The following is a 19261-nucleotide window of genomic DNA, read 5'->3' on the forward strand; positions in this document are numbered from 1 at the left end:
CGTCCCCCAAGACGTTCTGGCATCGCCCACTTAGACTCGCGAACAGCCCAGATGGTTACCCCCCAATATCTGTGATCTAGGTCTCTTTGTGAAGGACTTGTGCGTCACGTGTAGGTGAAATCAACGGAACCGCCGCAGACGCAGGCTGTTCGTCACCACGAACACGGACGAGAAAGCCATGGTCAGACCGGCGATCATCGGGTTGAGCAGACCGGCCGCGGCGAGCGGCAGCGCCGCCACGTTGTAGCCGAAGGCCCACGCCAGATTTCCCTTGATCGTCGCCAGGGTGCGGCGGGAGAGCCGGATCGCGTCGGCGGCCACCCGCAGGTCGCCCCGGACGAGGGTGAGGTCGCTCGCCTCGATGGCCGCGTCCGTCCCGGTGCCCATCGCGAGCCCCAGGTCGGCGGTGGCGAGCGCGGCGGCGTCGTTGACGCCGTCGCCGACCATGGCGACCGTACGGCCCTCGGCCTGGAGCCGCCGGACCACGGCGGCCTTCTCCTCGGGCAGCACCTCGGCGATCACCTCGTCGATGCCGACCTCGGCCGCGACGGTCTCGGCGACGGCCCGGTGGTCGCCGGTGAGAAGCACCGGCCGCAGTCCGAGGGCGCGGAGCAGGGTGACCGCCTCGGCGCTGGTGTCCTTGACGGCGTCGGCGACGGTGAGGGAGCCGCGCGGGACCCCGTCCCAGGCGACGAGCACCGCCCCGGCCCCGACGCCGTCCGGCACCGGCACGTCCTCGGCGGCGAGCAGCGCGGCCCGCCCGGCGAGGACGAGCCGGCCGTCGACGGAGCCGCGGACGCCGAGCCCGGGGACGTTCTCGAAGCTCTTGGGGACGGGCAGCTCGCCGACGGGGATCCCGAGCCGTTCGGCGGCCCCGGCGGCGACGGCGCGGGCGACGGGGTGCTCGGAGGAGTGCTCCAGGGCGCCGGCGAGCCGCAGCAGCTCGGTCTCGTCGGTGGAGCCGTACGGGTGGACGCCGGTGAGGGTCATCCGGCCGGTGGTGACGGTGCCGGTCTTGTCGAGGACGACGGTGTCGACCCGGCGGGTGGACTCCAGGACCTCGGGGCCCTTGATGAGGATGCCGAGCTGGGCGCCGCGTCCGGTGCCGACGAGCAGCGCCGTGGGGGTGGCGAGGCCGAGGGCGCAGGGGCAGGCGATGATCAGGACGGCGACGGCGGCGGTGAACGCGGCGGTCGCGCCGGCGCCGGAGCCGAGCCAGAAGCCGAGGGTGGCGAGGGCGATCACCAGGACGACGGGGACGAAGACGGCGGAGACCCGGTCGGCGAGCCGCTGCACCTCGGCCTTGCCGCTCTGCGCCTCCTCGACGAGCTGCGCCATCCGGGCGAGGCGGGTGTCGGCGCCGACCCGGGTGGCCCGCACGACGAGCCGGCCGGAGACGTTGACGCAGCCGCCGCCGACGGGGTCGCCGGTGGTGACGTCGACGGGCAGGGACTCGCCGGTGAGCAGGGAGGCGTCGACGGCGGAGGCGCCCTCGTCGACGGTGCCGTCGGTGGCGATCTTCTCGCCGGGGCGTACGACGAAGAGCTCGCCGGCGCGGAGGTCGGCGACCGGCACCCGTACCTCGCCGCCGTCCCGCAGGACGGCGACGTCCTTGGCGCCGAGGTCCATCAGGGCGCGGAGGGCGGCGCCGGCCTTCCGTTTGGCGCGGGCCTCCAGATAGCGGCCGAGGAGGATGAAGGTGGTGACGCCGGCGGCGACCTCCAGGTAGATCGTGGAGGAGGCGTCGGCGCGGTCGACGGTGAGGTCGAAGCCGTGCCGCATCCCGGGCAGGCCGGCGTCGCCGAGGAAGAGCGCCCACAGGGACCAGCCGTAGGCGGCGAGGGTGCCGACCGAGACGAGGGTGTCCATGGTGGCGGCGCCGTGCCGGAGGTTGGTCCAGGCGGCCCGGTGGAAGGGGAGGCCGCCCCAGACGACGACGGGGGAGGCGAGGGCGAGGGAGAGCCACTGCCAGTCGTCGAACTGGAGGGCGGGGACCATGGCGAGCAGGACGACGGGGGCGGAGAGGACGGCGGAGACGGCGAGCCGGCGGCGCAGCGCGGCGAGCTCGGGGTCGGTGTCCGGTCCGGCGGGGGCCTCGGGCTCCGGCGGTGCGGGTTCCTCGGCGGTGTAGCCGGTCTTCACCACGGTGGCGATGAGCGCGTCGACGCCCACCTCGGAGGCGTGCTCGACGTGGGCCTTCTCAGTGGCGTAGTTGACGGTGGCGGTGACGCCGTCCATCCGGTTGAGCTTCTTCTCGATGCGGGCCGCGCAGGAGGCGCAGGTCATTCCGCCGATGGTCAGCTCGGTGACGGTGGTGCTGGGCATGTGCGGTTCCAAAGGGGAGCAGGGCCGTACCCGTAACGGTACGACCCTGCTCGGACGGTCGGCGGCCGGTGGTCAGACCAGCTCGTAGCCGGCCTCGTCGACGGCGGCGGCGACGGCCTCGCGGTCGAGGGGGGCGGCGGAGACCACGGTGACCTCGCCGGTCTTGGCGACGGCGGTGACGGAGGAGACGCCGGGGAGCGCGGAGATCTCGCCGGAGACGGCGCCCTCGCAGTGGCCGCAGGTCATGCCCTTGACCTGGTAGACGGTGGTGAGTTCGGTCTGCGTCTCGGCGGCCATGGTGGTCTCCTCATTCGGTTCGGAGTCGTACACGTCGATGCTATACCCCTAGGGGGTATAAATTCCAGTCGGGTCGGGTTCGCGCCGCGCGAGCGATCTCAGCCACGCCAGCCCCACCAGCGTCACCAGCACCAGACCGCCCACCGAGAAGAGGGTGAAGAGGTGCTCCTGCTCGGACGTGGGCTCCGGGATGTAGCCCTGGGCGAAGAGGGAGCGGTCCAGGTCCGTGGTGGTCAGCTGGAGCACCAGCCAGAGCGCGATCCCGTGCATCGAGTCCCAGAGCGCGTGCAGCACCGCCACCCCCAGGTAGGTGCCGACGACGGGGCCGGCGAGGCGGAAGCGGCCGTCGGGGCGGCGGAAGGAGAGGAGCACCGCGCCCGCGATGGCCGTCCACAGGCCGTGCCCGAAGGGGGCGAGCAGCCCGCGCAGGATCTCCGTCTCCAGGAGGGAGCGCAGGTCGATGCCGTCCATGGTGACCGCGGCGTTGAAGGCGTACCCCGCGCTCTCGAAGGCGGCGAAGCCGAAGCCGACCGTCCCGCCGAGGACCAGACCGGCGCGCCGGCCGCGCAGGTACGGGCGGTGCCGGACGACGAACATCAGGGCGGCCAGCTTCACCGCCTCCTCGATCAGCCCCACCCCGAGGAACATCCACAGGGAGGGGTGGAGCAGGTAGTACTCCATGACCGAGGCGCCGAGGACGCCCAGGATGCCGCCGGTGACGAAGCAGCCGAGGATCACCGGCAGCCCGAGGTCGCGGCCGTGCCGCTCGTACGCCCACAGGACGAAGACGCCCGGGACCAGGAAGCTGCCCAGCAGGATCAGGGTGGGCAGCAGGGTGGTGTTGGCGGTGGCGTACGTGACCACGGCGGTCAGCGCCCACAGGGCCAGGCCGCCCCACAGGCACCGCTTCCACAGCCCGGGGCGCGGCCCGGCGGGCCCGGGGGGAGCCGGCGGCGGTGGGGGAGGCGTCTGGGGGGTGGGCCGGTACTCGTACATCCGCGGGCCTCCAAGTCCCTCCGCCGACAGGGCATCTGACCGGAGCTTATGGTAGATACCCGATATGTCGCATTCGGGGAGCACGCTCGTCCTGATCATGGTGATCGCCGTCCTGGCGCCCCTCCTGGCGTACTGGGTGGGGCGCCGGATCCCCGTCCCGCTCGCCGTCTTCGAGATCCTCCTCGGCATCGTCATCGGCCCCGACGTCCTCGGCTGGGCGCACTCCGACGAGCTGATCGACGGCCTCTCGGAGCTCGGCCTCACCATGCTGATCTTCCTCGCCGGGTACGAGATCGAGTTCGGCAAGGTACGCGGCGACACCCTCAGGCGCTCGGTGTGGGCGTGGCTGGCCGCGCTCGCCCTCGGGCTCACCGCCGGCATCCTGCTCGGCGGCGGCTACTCCACCGGGGTCTTCATCGGCGTCGCCCTCACCAGTACCGCCCTCGGCACCGTCCTGCCCGTGCTGCGGGACTCCGGCGGGCTGCGCGGCCGCTTCGGCTCGGTCGTCATGGCCTTCGGCGCGGTCGGCGAGTTCGGACCGATCATCGCCATGGCGCTGCTGCTCAGCGGGCGCACCGCCGCCGAGTCCACGGTGCTGCTCGCGGTCTTCGCCGCGCTCACCGCGGCCGCCGTCTACTGGGCGCTGCGGCCCCGCCCGCCGTGGTTCGCCGCCGTCATCGCCAAGACCCTGCACACCAGCGGCCAGTTCGCGGTCCGCTTCGTCTTCCTGCTGCTCGCCCTGATGCTCGGGGCCTCGACGGCGCTGGGGCTCGACGTCCTGCTCGGCGCCTTCGCCGCCGGACTCATCACCCGGCTGGTGCTCACCGGGGCCGCGCCCGAGGCCGGCCCGGAGATCCTGGAGAAGGTCGAGGGGGTCGGCTTCGGCTTCCTCGTGCCGGTCTTCTTCGTCGTGACCGGCATCGAGTTCGACCTGGACTCGCTGCTCTCCGGCGGCCGGGCGCTGCTGCTCCTGCCGGTCTTCCTGCTGCTCTTCCTGGTGGTGCGCGGCGGCCCGATGTGGTTCCTCGCCCCGCGCGACCTCGACCGGCGGGACCGCGGCGCGCTGGTGCTGTACGGCTCCACCGCGCTGCCGCTCGTCGTCGCCATCACCACCATCGGCCTGGACGACAAGGCCCTGTCGGCGGGCGAGGCGGCGGCGCTGGTGGGCGCCGGGATGGTCTCCGTCCTGGTCTTCCCGCTGCTCGCGATGCGGGTGCGGGCGGGCCGGGACCAGGTGCCGGAGGAGGCGGTCAGCGGGTCGGAGTCGTGGTGACCGCCGCGCCGGCCGCTGTCGCGCCGGCCGCTGTCGCGCCGTCCGCCGCCTTGCCGGTCGCCGTCTCGCCGAAGACCGGGGCCAGGTAGCGGAACATCACCTTCTTCAGCTCGCCCACGGCCGCCTCCCGCACCGGACCCTCGGGGGCGGCGACGATCAGCGCGAGCCCGCCCTTGAAGACGGCGAAGGCCATGTCGGCGACCCGGTCCAGCTCGGCGGCGTCGAGCGGCGGGACGGCCCGCGCGCCGATCGTCTCGCGGACCTGGGAGAGCAGCGAGGCGTGCAGCTCGTCGTGCTCCTCGGCGATCCGGCCGGGGACCTCGGAGCCGTGCATCAGGGCGAGGAAGGCCGGGTTGACGCAGTTGAACTCGATCATCGGATCGAGCACCGCGTCGATCAGTTCCGGCAGCGGCAGCGCCATGTTGGCCGGGGTGAAGACCTGGCCGTGGGCCTCGCGCATCTCCTGGATGAGCCGGCCGCCGAGCTCGACGGCGATCGCCTCCTTGTTCGGGAAGTACTGGTAGAGCGTGCCCGGCGAGACCTTGGCCTCGCGGGCGATCGCGTTGGTGCTGCTGGCCGTGTAGCCGTTGGCGCAGAACACGTCGGCGGCGGCCTGGAGCAACTGGGAGATGCGGCGCTCGCCGCGGGCCTGTCGGCGGCGCGGCTTCGGGTCCTCGGGCATGGCTGTCCCCAGTCCTCCTCGATACGCGTTGACAAATACGAGAGGTCGCTCGCATTCTTGGATTACGCGAGCGATCACTCGTGTTTGCCAGTCTATGGCAATGGACGGCCCCCGCGACCTGCCGGGAAGCGAGAGCGGGGGCCACGGTGAAGGGGACACCGCGTGCTGTCCGAAGTCAAGAAAACGACCCCCGCACGGGGCGGGGGACCGGACGGAAGCCCTGGTGGGGGCGGGGGATGGACGCGGTTCGTGACCGCGCGGCCCCGGCTCACCCTGCTGGTCGCCCTGGTCCTCACGGCCCTCGCGGTCCTCGCCGGCGGCGGTGTCGCCGACCGGATGGGCAGCGGCGGCTGGGAGGACCCGGCCGCCGAGTCCAGCTACGCCACCGAGGCCCTGGAGCGGGAGTTCCCCGGCTCCCAGCCGAACCTGCTGCTCCTCGTCGACGCCGGGAAGGCCGGGGTCGACGACCCCGCCGTGGCCGCCGAGGCCCGCCGGCTCACCGAACGGCTCGCCGCCGAGCCCGGCGTCGAGGGCGTCGGCTCCTACTGGGCCGGCGGCTCGCCCGCCCTCCGCTCCGAGGACGGCACCAAGGCCGTCGTCGCCGCCCGGATCGCCGGCGAGGAGAAGGAGGCCGGCGCCCTCCTCGACCGCATCGCCCCGACCTACCGGGGCACCCACGGACCCGTCGAGGTCACCCTCGGCGGCGGCCTCGCCGTCCGCCACGAGATGCAGACGATCATCCAGGAGGACCTGCTGCGGGCCGAACTGATCGCCCTGCCCGTCACCCTGGTCCTGCTCGTCATGGTCTTCGGCAGCGCCGTCGCCGCCCTGCTGCCGCTCGGCGTCGGCATCGTCGCCATCCTCGGCACCAACGCGGTGCTGCGCGGGATCACCGAGTTCACCGACGTCTCCGTCTTCGCGCAGAACCTCACCACCGCGCTCGGCCTCGGCCTCGCCATCGACTACGCGCTCTTCGTCGTCCGCCGCTACCGCGAGGAACTGGCCGCCGGCGCCGATCCGTCCGCCGCCGTCCGCACCACCCTGCGCACCGCCGGGCGGACCGTGCTCTTCTCCGCCCTCACCGTCGCCGTCTCCCTCGCCGCCATGCTCGTCTTCCCGCAGTACTTCCTGCGCTCCTTCGCCTACGCGGGCATCGCCGTCGTCCTGCTCGCCGCGGCCGCCGCCCTCACCCTGCTGCCCGCCGCCCTCGTGCTCCTCGGCCACCGGGTCGACGCCCTCGACCTGCGCCGACTCCTCCGGCGCGGCCGTACCCCCGCGAAGGACCCCGGCGCGGCCACCGGCTGGTCCCGGGCGGCCGGCCTGGTGATGCGCCGGGCCCCCGTCTTCGCCGTCCTCACCACCGCCGGCCTCGTCCTGCTCGGACTGCCCTTCCTCGGCGTGAAGTTCGGCACCGCCGACGACCGGCAGCTGCCCGCCACCGCCACCTCCCGGATCGTCCAGGAGGAGCTCCGCGCCGGCTTCCCCGGCGACCCCGGAGGCAGCCTCACCGTCCTCGCCGAGGGCCCCGCCACCCCCGCCGAGTACGGCGCCTACCGCGAGCGCGTCGCCGCCCTCGACGGCGTCGTGCGGGTCGACGGCCCCATGGTCTCCGGCACCGGCGCGGACGCCCGCGCCTTCTACAGCGTCGTCCCCGAAGGCCCGGCCACCGGCGAGGGCGCCCAGCGCGCGGTCGGCGAACTGCGCGCCGCCGAAGCCCCCTTCGCCACCTCCGTCACCGGTCAGGCCGCCGTCCTCGTCGACTCCAAGGACGCCATCGCCGACCGGCTGCCCTGGGCCGCCGGCATCATCGTCCTGGTCACCCTGCTGCTGGTCTTCCTGCTCACCGGCAGCGTGATCGTCCCCCTCCAGGCCGTCGTCCTCAACGCCCTCAGCCTCACCGCCATGTTCGGCGCCGTCGTCTGGGTCTTCCAGGACGGACACCTCTCTGGCCTCCTCGGCTTCACCGCCACCGGCGACATCGAGACGACCCTGCCGGTCCTCATGTTCTGCGTCGCCTTCGGCCTCTCCATGGACTACGGCGTCTTCCTGCTCTCCCGCATCAAGGAGGAGTACGACACCACCGGCGACCACGAAGGCGCCGTCCGCTTCGGCCTCGCCCGCACCGGCGGGCTCATCACCGCCGCCGCCGTCATCCTCGCCGTCGTCATGGTCGCCATCGGCACCTCCCGGGTCACCAACACCAAGATGCTCGGCCTCGGCGTCGCCCTCGCCGTCCTCATGGACGCCATGGTGGTCCGCAGCCTCCTCGTCCCCGCGGTCATGAAGCTCACCGGCCGCCTCACCTGGTGGGCCCCCGGACCGCTGCGCCGCTTCCACGACCGCTTCGGCATCAGCGAGTCCGAGCAGCCGCCCGCCGCCGGGGCCGGCGCCCCGGAGGAGAGACGCGAACCCGTCGGCGCCCGGGGCTAGCCCGCCCGGGGCGGGGGGGGGCCGCCGCCCCCCGGACTCCACCGGAGGACGGCGCCGCGCGGGACGGACGGAGAGGGTCAGTCGCGGCGCGCCCGGTTGCCGGGACGGCTCGCGACCCAGGCCCGGACGGTGTCCGCGTACCAGAAGGGCTTGCCCGACTCGACGTGGTCGGGCGGCGGCAGCAGCCCGTGCTTCCGGTAGGACCGCACCGTGTCCGGCTGCACCCGGATGTGCGCGGCGATGTCCTTGTACGACCAGAGGCTTCTGTCCGTCATGCCTGTACCTCCCTCACGCCCCGTGCCGCGCAGCGGTGGCGGGGGTGCCGTTCGGGGGCGCTGCGGGCGGTGGCGTCGGTGATCACTGAGCCTGTGCCCGGAGAACGACCCGCTCGGACGGCCGGGGAGCGGCTGTCGAACGCCTGTGACGTGGAGCCCGCGTAACCGCGACATGTGTGACGTCGGCGCGACCCCCGTGACGGAAGTGACGAACGGTCACAACGGCGCGCCCGCGTGCGCCGGAGCGCGCGGGCGGTCCGCGGCGGACCGTCCGGCTACACGCCGCAGGAGCGGAGGTAGCCGCGGGTGCGCAGCGCGATCGGATAGGGCGCGTCCGGCTCGCACGGGTACATGTCCTGCTCCACGATCGCGAAGAGCTCCACGTCCAGCGCCGCCGCGGCCGCGAGCACCGGTTCCAGGGCCGGCACGCCCGCCGGCGGCTCGCACATCACCCCGCGCGCCACCGCGGGGCCGAACGGCAGGCCCTCGGCCCGCACCGCCGCCAGCACCGCCGGATCCACCTGCTTCAGATGGAGGTAGCCGATGCGCTCCCCGTAGGTCTCGATCAGCTTGACGCTGTCCCCGCCCGCGTACGCGTAGTGCCCGGTGTCCAGGCAGAGCGCCACCGCCTCCGGATCGGTGGCGTCCAGGAAGCGGGTCACGCTCTCCTCGTCGTCGAGATGGGTGTCGGCGTGCGGATGGACCACGATCCGCAGCCCGTACCGCTCCCGCACCTCCCGGCCCAGGCGCTCCGTCAGCGCGGTCAGATCCCGCCACTGCTCCGCCGTCAGCACCCGGTCCTCCAGGACCTCGCCGGTCCTGTCGTCCCGCCAGAAGGACGGGATCACCACCAGATGCCCGGCGCCCATGGCCTGCGCCAGGGCCGCGTTCTCCGCGACGTGCGCCCAGGTCCGCTCCCACACGGCCGGACCGTGGTGCAGCCCGGTGAAGACCGTGCCGGCCGACACCCGCAGCCCGCGCCGGGAGGTCTCCTCGGCGAGCAGCGCCGGATCGGTGGGCAGATAGCCGTACGGACCCAGCTCGATCCACTCGTAGCCGGCCCCCGCCACCTCGTCCAGGAACCGCTGCCACGGCACCTGCCGGGGGTCGTCGGGGAACCACACCCCCCAGGAGTCCGGGGCGGAACCGATCCGGATGCGGGCGGGCGACGGCGGCGACGGCTTCGTCATGCCAGCCACCTTGACCGCGCCCCGGAGCAGCGTCAAGACACCCGCCGGACCCGCGGGGCATCCGTCCGAATGTCCGGACATATCGTTGACACGCCTCCCGGCGGAGGGCTAGACCTGGGAAGGGACGCCGGAGTCGAGAGGTGGCACGGGTGGAGTCGGAGCCGTACGACCTGATCACCATGGGGCGGCTCGGCGTCGACCTGTACCCCCTCCAGAGCGGCGTGGGACTCGACCGGGTCGAGACCTTCCGGCGCTTCCTCGGCGGCTCCCCGGCCAACGTGGCCGTCGCCGCCGCCCGCCTCGGCCGCCGCACCGCCCTGATCAGCCGCACCGGCGCCGACCCCTTCGGCGGTTACCTCCGGCGCGAGCTCAAGGAGTTCGGGGTGGACGGCCGCTGGGTCACCGAGGTCCCCGACCTCGCCACCCCCGTCACCTTCTGCGCCCTCTTCCCGCCCGACGACTTCCCCCTCACCTTCTACCGCCGCCCCAAGGCCCCCGACCTGGAGATCCACCCGCACGAGCTGGACCTCGACGCGATCCGCGCCGCCCGCGTGCTGTGGACCACCGGCACCGGGCTCAGCGAGGAACCCAGCCGCGCCGCCACCCTCACCGCCCTGCGGGCCCGCGCCGGCCGCGCCCCCACCGTCCTCGACCTCGACTGGCGGCCCGCCTTCTGGCCCGACCCGGCCGCCGCCCGCCCGCACTACGCCGAGGCCCTGCGGCACGCCACCGTCGCCGTCGGCAACGCCGAGGAGTGCGAGGTCGCCACCGGCGAACGCGACCCGGAGGCCGCCGCCCGGGCCCTCCTGCGCCGGCTCGCCCCCGGCACCCCCGGCGACCCCGCCGGCGTCCCGCTCGCCGTCGTCAAACGCGGACCCGAGGGCGTCCTCGCGCTCGCCGCCGACGGGCGCCGCGCCGCCGTCCCGCCGCTGCCGGTCGAGGTCGTCAACGGCCTCGGCGCCGGGGACGCCTTCGGCGGCGCCCTCGTCCACGGCCTCCTCGCCGGCCTCCCCCTGGAGGAGACCCTGCGCCGCGCGGGCGCCGCCGGCTCGATCGTCGCCGGCCGGCTGGCCTGCGCCCCCGCCATGCCCGACGCCGCCGAGATCGACCGCGCCCTCGCCGCCGGCTCGGCCACCCTCCCGCGGCCGCCGGAGGACGCCCCCCGGTGACCACCCCCCCGGGTGACCATCGGCCGGCGCGCCCACCACACCCGCCCACACCGCCCCCGCTCCCACCGCCCCCGCTCCCACCGCTTCCGCACCCGCTCAGCCCCGTCCCTTCCGACCAAGGACCAGCACCGGTGACCACCCGTCGTCTCCACCTCCCCGCCGGGACCGCCGCGCGGGGGCCGTACGCGCTGGACGTCGACCCCGGGACGGCCGGATGGAGCCGTTCCGCCCTCCGCGTCCTCGACCTGCCGCCCGGCGCGACCCACAGCTTCGACAGCGCGGATGCCGAATGGGTGGTGCTTCCCCTCGCCGGGGGCGGTACCGTGCGCGTCGACGGGGAGATTTTCGAACTCGGGGGCCGCGACAGCGTGTTCGCCTCCGTGACCGACTTCGTCTACGTACCGCGCGACGCCCACGCCCAGATCGCCTCCGGCGCGGGAGGCCGCTTCGCTTTGGCAGGAGCGAACTGCGAGCGACGACTCCCCGCCCGCTACGGCCCCGCGCCGGAGGTTCCCGTGGAGGACCGCGGCAGCGGCGACCGCGCCCGCCGGGTACGGAACTTCGCCTCCGCCGACGCCTTCGCCTGCGACCGGCTGATCGCCGTCGAGGTGATCACCCCCGGCGGCCACTGGTCCTCCTACCCGCCGCACAAGCACGACGAGCACCGCCCCGGGACCGAGTCCGTCCTGGAGGAGATCTACTACTACGAGATCGCCGACCCGCGCGGCTACGCCTACCAGCGGATCTCGCCCTCGCGGCCCGGCGGCGCCGACCTCCTCGCCGAGGTCCGGCACGGCGACGCCGTCCTCGTCCCCGACGGCTGGCACGGCCCCTCGATCGCCCAGCCGGGGCACGACCTCTACTACCTCAACGTCATGGCGGGCCCCGGCCCCGAACGGGAGTGGAAGATCAGCTTCCACCCGGATCACACGGAGGGATACCAGTGACGCGCCTCACCGTGGCCCAGGCCCTCGTCCGCTTCCTCGCCGCCCAGTACACCGAACGCGACGGCGAACGGCACCGGCTGATCGCCGCCACCTGGGGCATCTTCGGCCACGGCAACGTCGCCGGGATCGGCCAGGCGCTGATCGAAGAGGAGGGCATGCCCTTCCACCAGGGCCGCAACGAACAGGCCATGGTGCACGCCGCCGTCGGCTACGCCCGCCAGCGGAACCGGCTCTCCGCGCACGCCGTCACCACCTCCATCGGCCCCGGCGCCACCAACCTCGTCACCGGCGCCGCCCTCGCCACGATCAACCACCTCCCGGTCCTGCTCCTGCCCGGCGACACCTTCGCCACCCGCCCCGCCGACCCCGTCCTCCAGCAGCTCCAGGTGCCGCACGCCGGCGACGTCTCCGTCAACGACTGCCTGCGCCCCGTCTCCCGCTACTTCGACCGGATCGTCCGCCCCGAGGCCCTGATCCCGGCCGCGCTGGAAGCGATGCGGGTCCTCGCCGACCCGGCCGCCACCGGCGCCGTCACCCTCGCCCTCCCGCAGGACGTGCAGGCCGAGGCGTACGACTGGCCCGAGCGGTTCTTCGCCGAACGGACCTGGCGGATCCGCCGCGCCTCGCCCGACGAGGGCGAACTCGACGCGGCCGTCGCGGCGATCGCCGGGGCCGCCCGGCCGCTGATCGTCGCCGGCGGCGGCGTCCGGCACAGCGCCGCCGAGGACGCCCTCGCCGAGTTCGCCTCGTTCACCGGCATCCCCGTCGCCGCCACCCAGGCCGGCAAGGGCGTCCTGCCCCACGGCCACCCCCAGGACGTCGGGGCCGTCGGCCACACCGGCACCGCCGTCGCCGACCACCTGGCCCGCACCGCCGACGTCGTCCTCGGCATCGGCACCCGCTGGACCGACTTCACCACCGCCTCCGGGACCCTCTTCGGCCACCCCTCCGTCCGCTTCGTCAACCTCAACACCGCCGCCTTCGACGCCCACAAGCAGAACGCCCTGCCGCTGGTCGCGGACGCCCGCGAAGGGATCGAACAGCTCCACGCGCTCCTCGACCCGCACCACGTGCCCGCCCACTACGTCCACGAGTACGCCGAGGAGAAACTGCGCTGGGAGGCCCGCGTCACCGCCGCCTACGCCGCCCCCGACGAGGACGCCCGCCCCACCCAGACCCAGGTCCTCGGCGTACTCGACACCCTGGTCGACACCACCGACATCCTGATCAACGCCGCCGGCTCGCTCCCCGGCGACCTCCACAGGCTCTGGCGGACCCGCTCCCGCGACCAGTACCACGTCGAGTACGGCTACTCCTGCATGGGCTACGAGATCCCCGCCGCCATCGGCGTCCTCCTCGCCGCCCCCGGCCGGCCCGTCTGGGCACTCGTCGGCGACGGCACGTACCTGATGAATCCCACCGAGATCGTCACCGCCGTGCAGGAACGGCTGCCGCTCAGGCTCGTCGTCCTCCAGAACCACGGCTACGCCTCCATCGGCGGCCTCTCCGAGGCCGTCGGCGCCGAGCGGTACGGCACCGACTACCGGCTGCGGGCCGCCGGCGGAGGCTTCACCGGCCCCCCGCTCCCCGTCGACCTCGGCGCCAACGCGGCGTCCCTCGGGATGCGGGTGCTGCGCCCCCGCACCATCCGTGACCTGCGGGAAGCCCTCGCCGACGCCCGGGCCGCCACGGATCCCACATGTGTCTACATCGAGACCGAAACGGCAGACAGTGTGTCGGGCCCGCCCCCGGCCCAGGCGTGGTGGGATGTGCCCGTGGCCGAGATCTCGACCCGCCCGTCGGCGGTCAAGGCCCGCGAGGAGTACGACCGGCACGTCACCGCCCGACGCCGCCATCTCTGAAGGAGTAACTCGTCATGACGAAGAGCGTCCACCACTGGATCGGTGGCAAGACCGTCGAGGGCACGTCGGGCAACTGGGGCCCGGTCACCGACCCGGCCACCGGTGCCGTCACCACCCAGGTCGCCCTCGCCTCGGTGGAGGAGGTCGACGCGGCCGTCGCCGCCGCGAAGGACGCCTTCGCCACCTGGGGCACCTCCTCGCTGGCCCAGCGCACCACGATCCTCTTCAAGTTCCGCGCGCTGCTCGACGCCAACCGCGACGCCATCGCCGAGCTGATCGTCGCCGAGCACGGCAAGGTCCACTCCGACGCCCTCGGCGAGGTCGCCCGCGGCCTGGAGATCGTCGACCTGGCCTGCGGCATCACCACCCAGCTCAAGGGCGAGCTGTCCACCCAGGTCTCCAACCGGGTCGACGTCGCCTCGATCCGCCAGCCCGTCGGCGTCGTCGCCGGCATCACGCCCTTCAACTTCCCGGCCATGGTGCCGATGTGGATGTTCCCGATCGCCATCGCGACCGGCAACACCTTCGTCCTCAAGCCGAGCGAGAAGGACCCGTCGCCGTCCCTGAAGATCGCCGAGCTGCTCGCCGAGGCCGGCCTGCCGGACGGCGTCTTCAACGTCCTGCACGGCGACAAGGTCGCCGTCGACCGCCTCCTGGAGCACCCGGACGTCGCCGCGATCTCCTTCGTCGGCTCGACCCCGATCGCCCGGTACATCCACACCACCGCCTCCGCCAACGGCAAGCGCGTCCAGGCGCTCGGCGGCGCCAAGAACCACATGCTGGTCCTCCCGGACGCCGACCTCGACGCCGCCGCCGACGCCGCCGTCTCCGCCGCCTACGGCTCCGCCGGCGAGCGCTGCATGGCGATCTCCGCCGTCGTGGCCGTCGGCGCCATCGGCGACGAGCTGGTCGAGAAGATCCGCGAGCGCGCCGAGAAGATCAAGATCGGCCCCGGCACCGACCCGACCTCCGAGATGGGCCCGCTCATCACGGCCGTCCACCGCGACAAGGTCGCCTCCTACGTGCACGGTGCCGAGGCCGAGGGCTGCACGGTCGTCCTCGACGGCACCGGCTACACGGTGGAGGGCCACGAGAACGGCCACTGGATCGGCCTGTCCCTCCTCGACCACGTGCCGACCACCGCCAAGGCCTACCAGGACGAGATCTTCGGCCCGGTCCTCTGCGTGCTGCGCGCCGAGACGTACGAGGAGGGCCTCGCCCTCATCAACGCCTCGAAGTTCGGCAACGGCACCGCGATCTTCACCCGCGACGGCGGCGCCGCCCGCCGCTTCCAGCTGGAGGTCGAGGCCGGCATGGTCGGCGTCAACGTGCCGATCCCGGTGCCCGTCGGCTACCACTCCTTCGGCGGCTGGAAGGACTCGCTCTTCGGCGACCACCACATCTACGGCAACGACGGCGTGCACTTCTACACCCGCGGCAAGGTCGTCACCACCCGCTGGCCCGACCCGGCCGACGCCCCGGCCGGCGTGGACCTGGGCTTCCCGCGCAACCACTGACCCCTAGTGGGTCGTACGACGGCCCCCGGAGTGCGCACCGCCGCACCCCGGGGGCCGTCGGCCGTTCAGCCGAAGGACCAGGTGCGGATCGCGCACACCCCGTCGTCCGCCGCGCCCGCCGAGCGGTACGTGGCGAGCGCCGGACCGTTGTCCGTGTCGACCGGCACCCACGCGCCCACGCAGTCCCGCTCCCGGGCGGCCGCCAGCAGCGCCTCCGTCAGTGCCCGGCCGAGCCCGCGCCGCCGGTACGCCTCGTCGACGCCCAGTTCGTACAGGCACAGTTCGGCGCCCTTGTCCGGGTGGAGCATCTCGATCCCCGTCACGAACCCGGCGGGGAAGCCGTCCGCCGTGTAGGCGATCAGCATCAGATGGCCGGGGGAGGCGAGGAAGCGCTCCGCCCACGCGGGCCGCGCCGGACCGTCGTACAGGTGCTCCGCCGCCAGCAGTTCGGCCACCGTCCCGGCCCGCCGGATCTCGAACCCGTCCGCCATCCACGCCTCCTCCGCCCCGGCCGCCCGGCCGCGGGCGTACCGCGACCGCTGTACGCGGACCGTACTGCGTACGACTCCAGGAGGCCGCGGATTTCCGCCCCGGGACCGCCGCCCGCGCACGGACGGCCCGCCTAGGCTCGGGGGCATGCGACTCCGACTTCCCCGGTGGGCCGCGGTCACCGCCGTCCTCACCGTCCTCGCGGGCGCCGGCACCTGGACCGCCGTCGCCCAGGACGAACCCCCGCCCGTGCAGCGCGAGGACCGGGCCCTCGACCTCGACGGGGTGCGGATCGACACCTCGTACTTCACCGGCTCCGGCTCCGGCCGCCGCCCCGCCGTACTGCTCGCGCACGGCTTCGGCGGCTCCAAGGACGACGTCCGCCCGCAGGCCGAACGGCTCGCCCGCGACGGCTACGCGGTCCTCACCTGGTCCGCCCGCGGCTTCGGCGCCTCCGGCGGGAAGATCGGCCTCAACGACCCCGAACACGAGGTCCGGGACGTCCGGCGGCTCGTCGACTGGCTCGCCGCCCGCCCCGAGGTCCTCCTCGACAAGGCCGGCGACCCGCGCGTCGGCGTCTCCGGCGCCTCCTACGGCGGCGCGCTCTCCCTCCTCGCGGCCGGCCACGACCCCCGCGTCGACGCCATCGCCCCCGAGATCACCTACTGGAACCTGGCCGACGCCCTCTTCCCCCAGGGCGTCTACAAGAAGCTGTGGTCCGGGATCCTCTTCTCCATGGGCACCGGCCCCGGGGGCGACCCCTGCGGCCGCTTCGCCCCCGAGATCTGCGCCCTCAAGGAGCGGGTCGCCGTCTCCGGCCGGCCCGACGCCGCCGCCCGCGCCCTGCTGGAGGCCCGCAGCCCCTCCGCCGTCGGCGACCGCATCACAGTCCCCACCCTCATCGTCCAGGGCCAGACCGACTCCCTCTTCACCCTCGACCAGTCCGACGCCATGGCCCGCGCCCTCGCCGCCAACGGCGCCCCCGTCGCCGTCGACTGGGCCGCCGGCGGCCACGACGGAGGCGACCGCGAGACCGGCCGCGTCGAGGACCGCGTCGGCGCCTGGTTCGACCGCTGGCTGAAGCGGGACACCTCCGTCGACACCGGCCCCGCCTTCCGGGTCAGCCGCACCGGCGGCGTCGACTCCACCGACGGCCGCGCCACCCTCCGCGCCGCCACCGCCGACCGCTACCCGGGCCTGCGCGCCGGCACCCGCGAGCTCGCCCTGGCCGGACCGCCGCAGCGCTTCACCAACCCGGCCGGCGGAGCCCCGCCCGCCGTCTCCGCCGTCCCCGGCCTCGGCGGCGGCCTCTCCGGCCTCTCCTCCTCCCTCGGCGTCGGCGTCGCCCTCGACTTCCCCGGCCAGCACGCCCGCTTCGACGCGGCCCCGCAGACCGCGCCGCTCCGTGTCACCGGCACCCCGACCGTCCGCGTCAGGGTCACCTCCACCGCCGCCGACGGCTCCGCCGTCCTCTTCGCCAAGGTGTACGACGTCGGGCCCGACGGGTCCCGGCAGGTGCTGCCCGCCCAGCTCGTCACCCCGGTCCGTGTCGAGGACGCCGCCAGGGGCCGGTCGGTCACCCTCACCCTGCCCGCGATCGACCACGAGGTGGAGGCCGGCCACCGGCTGCGGCTGGTCGTCTCGGCCACCGACCTCGGCTACGCCTCCCCGGTGACCACCGCCGGCTACACCGTCGCCGTCGAGGGCCCCCTCACCGTGCCCACCGCGCCCGCCGTCACCACCCAGGCCGCCGGCCTGCCCTGGTGGGTGTGGGGCCTGCCGCTCGCCGGCCTCGCCGTCGCCGCCGTCCTCCTGCTGACCGCCCGCCGCCGCACGGCGACCCCCGCCCCGGACCCGGAACTCGCCTCCGTCCCCCTCCAGATCACCGGCCTGTCGAAGAAGTACAAGGGCGGCGAGCGGTACTCGGTCCGCGACCTCTCCTTCCGCGTCGAGCGGGGCCAGGTCCTCGGCCTGCTCGGCCCCAACGGGGCCGGGAAGACCACCACCCTGCGCATGCTGATGGGCCTGATCACCCCCGACGAGGGCGAGATCCGCGTCTTCGGCCAGGCCATCCGCCCCGGCGCCCCGGTCCTCTCCCGGGTCGGCTCCTTCGTCGAGGGCGCCGGCTTCCTGCCGCACCTCACCGGCCGGGAGAACCTGGAGCTGTACTGGAAGGCCACCGGCCGCCCCGCCGAGGACGCCCACCTCGACGAGGCCCTCCGCATCGCCAACCTGGGCGGCGCCCTCTCACGCGCCGTCCGCACCTACTCGCAGGGCATGCGGCAGCGCCTCGCCATCGCCCAGGCCATGCTCGGCCTGCCCGACCTCCTCATCCTCGACGAACCCACCAACGGCCTCGACCCGCCGCAGATCCGCGAGATGCGGGAGGTGATGATCCGGTACGCCGCGGGCGGCCGCACCGTCATCGTCTCCAGCCACCTCCTCGCGGAGGTCGAGCAGTCCTGCACCCACCTCGTCGTCATGGACCGCGGACAGCTCGTCCAGGCCGGCCCGGTCGCCGAGATCACCGGCGCCGGCGACTCCCTCCTCGTCTCCCTGGGCGCCCCCGTGCCCGACGCGCTCGTCGAGAAGATCGCCGCCCTGCCCGGCGTCGGCTCCGCGGTCCGCGCCGACGACGGCCTCCTGGTCCGCCTCGACACCCGTGACGACACCTCCGACGCCGCCGCCGACACGACCGCGCTGATCGGCGAACTCGTCCGCCTGGACGTCCCGCTGACCGGCGTCGGCCCGCACCGCCGCCTGGAGGACGCCTTCCTCACCCTGATCGGAGGATCCGCATGACCGCGACGGCCACCGGCCCCGGCCCCGAGGCCCTCGCCCCCGGCTACCGCCCCGGACGCACCCTGCCGCTGCGCGTCGAGGCCCTGCGCCAGTGGAAGCGCCGCCGCACCCTGGTGATGGCCGGGGTGCTCGCCGCCCTGCCCTTCGTCCTGATCGTCGCCTTCGCCATCGGCGGCCCCGACGCCGACGACCGCGGCGGCCGGATCACCCTCATCGACACGGCGACCGCCTCGGGCGCCAACTTCGCGGCGACCTGCCTGTTCGTCTCGGCCGGTTTCCTCCTCGTCATCCCCGTGGCGCTCTTCTGCGGCGACACCGTCGCCTCCGAGGCCGGCTGGTCCTCGCTCCGCTATCTGCTGGCCGCGCCCGTGCCCCGCTCCCGGCTGCTCGCCGCCAAGCTCACGGTCGCGCTCGGCTACAGCACCGCGGCGCTCTTCCTCCTCCCGCTGCTGGCCCTCGCCGCCGGCACGGTCGCCTACGGCTGGGGGCCGCTCCAGCTGCCCACCGGCGGCTCGCTCCCGGCGGGGGAGTCCGTCCTGCGGCTGCTCATCGCCACCTCCTTCGTCCTCGTCTCCCAACTGGTCACCGCGGGCCTCGCCTTCTGGCTCTCGACCCGCACCGACGCCCCGCTCGGAGCGGTCGGCGGCGCCGTCGGCCTGACCATCGTCGGCAACGTCCTGGACGCGGTCACGGCGCTCGGCGACTGGCGCGACTTCCTGCCCGCGCACTGGCAGTTCGCCTGGATCGACGCCCTCCAGCCCCACCTGGAGTGGGGCGGGATGGCCCAGGGCGCGGCGATCTCCGTCACCTACGCCCTGGTCCTCTTCGCGCTCGCCTTCCGCGGCTTCGCCCGCAAGGACATCGTGTCCTGAGACCGGCCCCGGCCGGCCTCACAACCACCCCCTCCGAGGGGGCGGCGGGCGCCCGCGCCCCGGCGGGGGGGGGGGGGGCGGGGGGGCGCTGGAGGGGCGGGCGGGGCGGGGGGGCGCGGGGTGGGGCGGGGGCGG

The 19261-nt window shown here is 74.3% G+C and carries 15 protein-coding genes; 8 read left to right on the forward strand and 7 right to left on the reverse strand.

The annotated features are described in order from the left end of the window. Positions 1-120 precede the first annotated feature (120 nt). The 3 genes from ACFW1I_RS09245 to ACFW1I_RS09255 all read right to left on the reverse strand — a co-directional run bounded on the left by ACFW1I_RS09245 (position 121) and on the right by ACFW1I_RS09255 (position 3618). Positions 121-2325, reverse strand: coding sequence for a heavy metal translocating P-type ATPase (locus ACFW1I_RS09245; protein WP_384667852.1), 2205 nt, complete (start codon positions 2323-2325; stop codon positions 121-123). Positions 2326-2397: 72 nt separating this feature from the next. Next, positions 2398-2622, reverse strand: a complete 225-nt coding sequence (locus tag ACFW1I_RS09250; RefSeq protein ID WP_030749905.1) for a heavy-metal-associated domain-containing protein — start codon at positions 2620-2622, stop codon at positions 2398-2400. Positions 2623-2670: 48 nt separating this feature from the next. Further along, complete coding sequence (locus ACFW1I_RS09255; protein ID WP_384667854.1) at positions 2671-3618, reverse strand: PrsW family intramembrane metalloprotease; 948 nt, start codon at positions 3616-3618, stop codon at positions 2671-2673. Positions 3619-3682: 64 nt separating this feature from the next. On the opposite strand from ACFW1I_RS09255, the gene ACFW1I_RS09260 reads away from it, so the two are divergent. Continuing rightward, positions 3683-4891: a cation:proton antiporter gene (locus ACFW1I_RS09260; RefSeq protein WP_384667856.1), complete on the forward strand. Its 1209-nt coding sequence runs from the start codon at positions 3683-3685 to the stop codon at positions 4889-4891. Here the strand turns inward: ACFW1I_RS09260 and ACFW1I_RS09265 are convergent. Then, the gene (locus tag ACFW1I_RS09265) at positions 4869-5573 is read right to left on the reverse strand and encodes a TetR/AcrR family transcriptional regulator (RefSeq protein WP_384667859.1); all 705 of its coding nucleotides are present in this window, start codon (positions 5571-5573) and stop codon (positions 4869-4871) included. The genes ACFW1I_RS09260 and ACFW1I_RS09265 overlap by 23 nt on opposite strands. Positions 5574-5738: 165 nt before the next feature. On the opposite strand from ACFW1I_RS09265, the gene ACFW1I_RS09270 reads away from it, so the two are divergent. Further along, positions 5739-8003: an MMPL family transporter gene (locus ACFW1I_RS09270; RefSeq protein ID WP_384667936.1), complete on the forward strand. Its 2265-nt coding sequence runs from the start codon at positions 5739-5741 to the stop codon at positions 8001-8003. Positions 8004-8080: 77 nt separating this feature from the next. Here the strand turns inward: ACFW1I_RS09270 and ACFW1I_RS09275 are convergent, their stop codons facing one another. Continuing rightward, positions 8081-8278, reverse strand: coding sequence for an AlpA family transcriptional regulator (locus tag ACFW1I_RS09275; RefSeq protein WP_031005915.1), 198 nt, complete (start codon positions 8276-8278; stop codon positions 8081-8083). A 275-nt stretch (positions 8279-8553) separates the two neighbouring features. Next, on the reverse strand, positions 8554-9468 hold the full coding sequence (locus ACFW1I_RS09280; protein ID WP_384667861.1) for a sugar phosphate isomerase/epimerase family protein: 915 nt from the start codon (positions 9466-9468) through the stop codon (positions 8554-8556). Between the two features lie 179 nt (positions 9469-9647). On the opposite strand from ACFW1I_RS09280, the gene iolC reads away from it, so the two are divergent. The 4 genes from iolC to mmsA all read left to right on the forward strand — a co-directional run bounded on the left by iolC (position 9648) and on the right by mmsA (position 14963). Next, a complete protein-coding gene (iolC, locus tag ACFW1I_RS09285) occupies positions 9648-10637 on the forward strand; it encodes a 5-dehydro-2-deoxygluconokinase (protein WP_384667938.1) in 990 nt (329 codons plus the stop codon). A 131-nt stretch (positions 10638-10768) separates the two neighbouring features. Next, positions 10769-11584 carry a 5-deoxy-glucuronate isomerase gene (gene iolB / locus ACFW1I_RS09290; RefSeq protein ID WP_384667864.1) on the forward strand — a complete coding sequence of 272 codons (816 nt, stop codon included), beginning with the start codon at positions 10769-10771 and terminating at the stop codon, positions 11582-11584. Then, a complete protein-coding gene (gene iolD, locus ACFW1I_RS09295) occupies positions 11581-13446 on the forward strand; it encodes a 3D-(3,5/4)-trihydroxycyclohexane-1,2-dione acylhydrolase (decyclizing) (protein ID WP_384667866.1) in 1866 nt (621 codons plus the stop codon). Before iolB ends, iolD begins: the two co-directional genes overlap by 4 nt. A gap of 14 nt (positions 13447-13460) precedes the next feature. After that, complete coding sequence (gene mmsA, locus ACFW1I_RS09300) at positions 13461-14963, forward strand: CoA-acylating methylmalonate-semialdehyde dehydrogenase (protein WP_384667868.1); 1503 nt, start codon at positions 13461-13463, stop codon at positions 14961-14963. 65 nt (positions 14964-15028) lie between these two features. Here the strand turns inward: mmsA and ACFW1I_RS09305 are convergent, their stop codons facing one another. Beyond that, the gene (locus ACFW1I_RS09305; RefSeq protein WP_384667870.1) at positions 15029-15454 is read right to left on the reverse strand and encodes a GNAT family N-acetyltransferase; all 426 of its coding nucleotides are present in this window, start codon (positions 15452-15454) and stop codon (positions 15029-15031) included. Between the two features lie 145 nt (positions 15455-15599). Here ACFW1I_RS09305 and ACFW1I_RS09310 point away from each other — a divergent pair, with 145 nt between their 5' ends. Then, the gene (locus tag ACFW1I_RS09310) at positions 15600-18254 is read left to right on the forward strand and encodes an alpha/beta fold hydrolase (RefSeq protein WP_384667872.1); all 2655 of its coding nucleotides are present in this window, start codon (positions 15600-15602) and stop codon (positions 18252-18254) included. Further along, positions 18251-19126 carry an ABC transporter permease gene (locus ACFW1I_RS09315; protein ID WP_384667875.1) on the forward strand — a complete coding sequence of 292 codons (876 nt, stop codon included), beginning with the start codon at positions 18251-18253 and terminating at the stop codon, positions 19124-19126. The genes ACFW1I_RS09310 and ACFW1I_RS09315 overlap by 4 nt, the downstream gene beginning before the upstream one ends. The last annotated feature ends 135 nt before the right edge of the window (positions 19127-19261 follow it).

Origin of the sequence: Streptomyces sp. NPDC058955, assembly GCF_042741435.1 — a bacterium.
Taxonomy (GTDB): Bacteria; Actinomycetota; Actinomycetes; order Streptomycetales; family Streptomycetaceae; genus Streptomyces.

Bases quoted from the DNA above. Each gene is read 5' to 3' on its own strand.
- ACFW1I_RS09310 (WP_384667872.1), top strand. From the start codon at position 15,600: ATGCGACTCCGACTTCCCCGGTGGGCCGCGGTCACCGCCGTCCTCACC.
- ACFW1I_RS09260 (WP_384667856.1), top strand. From the start codon at position 3,683: ATGTCGCATTCGGGGAGCACGCTCGTCCTGATCATGGTGATCGCCGTC.
- ACFW1I_RS09245 (WP_384667852.1), bottom strand. From the start codon at position 2,325: ATGCCCAGCACCACCGTCACCGAGCTGACCATCGGCGGAATGACCTGC.
- ACFW1I_RS09280 (WP_384667861.1), bottom strand. From the start codon at position 9,468: ATGACGAAGCCGTCGCCGCCGTCGCCCGCCCGCATCCGGATCGGTTCC.
- ACFW1I_RS09250 (WP_030749905.1), bottom strand. From the start codon at position 2,622: ATGGCCGCCGAGACGCAGACCGAACTCACCACCGTCTACCAGGTCAAG.
- ACFW1I_RS09305 (WP_384667870.1), bottom strand. From the start codon at position 15,454: ATGGCGGACGGGTTCGAGATCCGGCGGGCCGGGACGGTGGCCGAACTG.
- ACFW1I_RS09265 (WP_384667859.1), bottom strand. From the start codon at position 5,573: ATGCCCGAGGACCCGAAGCCGCGCCGCCGACAGGCCCGCGGCGAGCGC.
- iolC (WP_384667938.1), top strand. From the start codon at position 9,648: ATGGGGCGGCTCGGCGTCGACCTGTACCCCCTCCAGAGCGGCGTGGGA.
- ACFW1I_RS09275 (WP_031005915.1), bottom strand. From the start codon at position 8,278: ATGACGGACAGAAGCCTCTGGTCGTACAAGGACATCGCCGCGCACATC.
- ACFW1I_RS09315 (WP_384667875.1), top strand. From the start codon at position 18,251: ATGACCGCGACGGCCACCGGCCCCGGCCCCGAGGCCCTCGCCCCCGGC.
- ACFW1I_RS09255 (WP_384667854.1), bottom strand. From the start codon at position 3,618: ATGTACGAGTACCGGCCCACCCCCCAGACGCCTCCCCCACCGCCGCCG.
- mmsA (WP_384667868.1), top strand. From the start codon at position 13,461: ATGACGAAGAGCGTCCACCACTGGATCGGTGGCAAGACCGTCGAGGGC.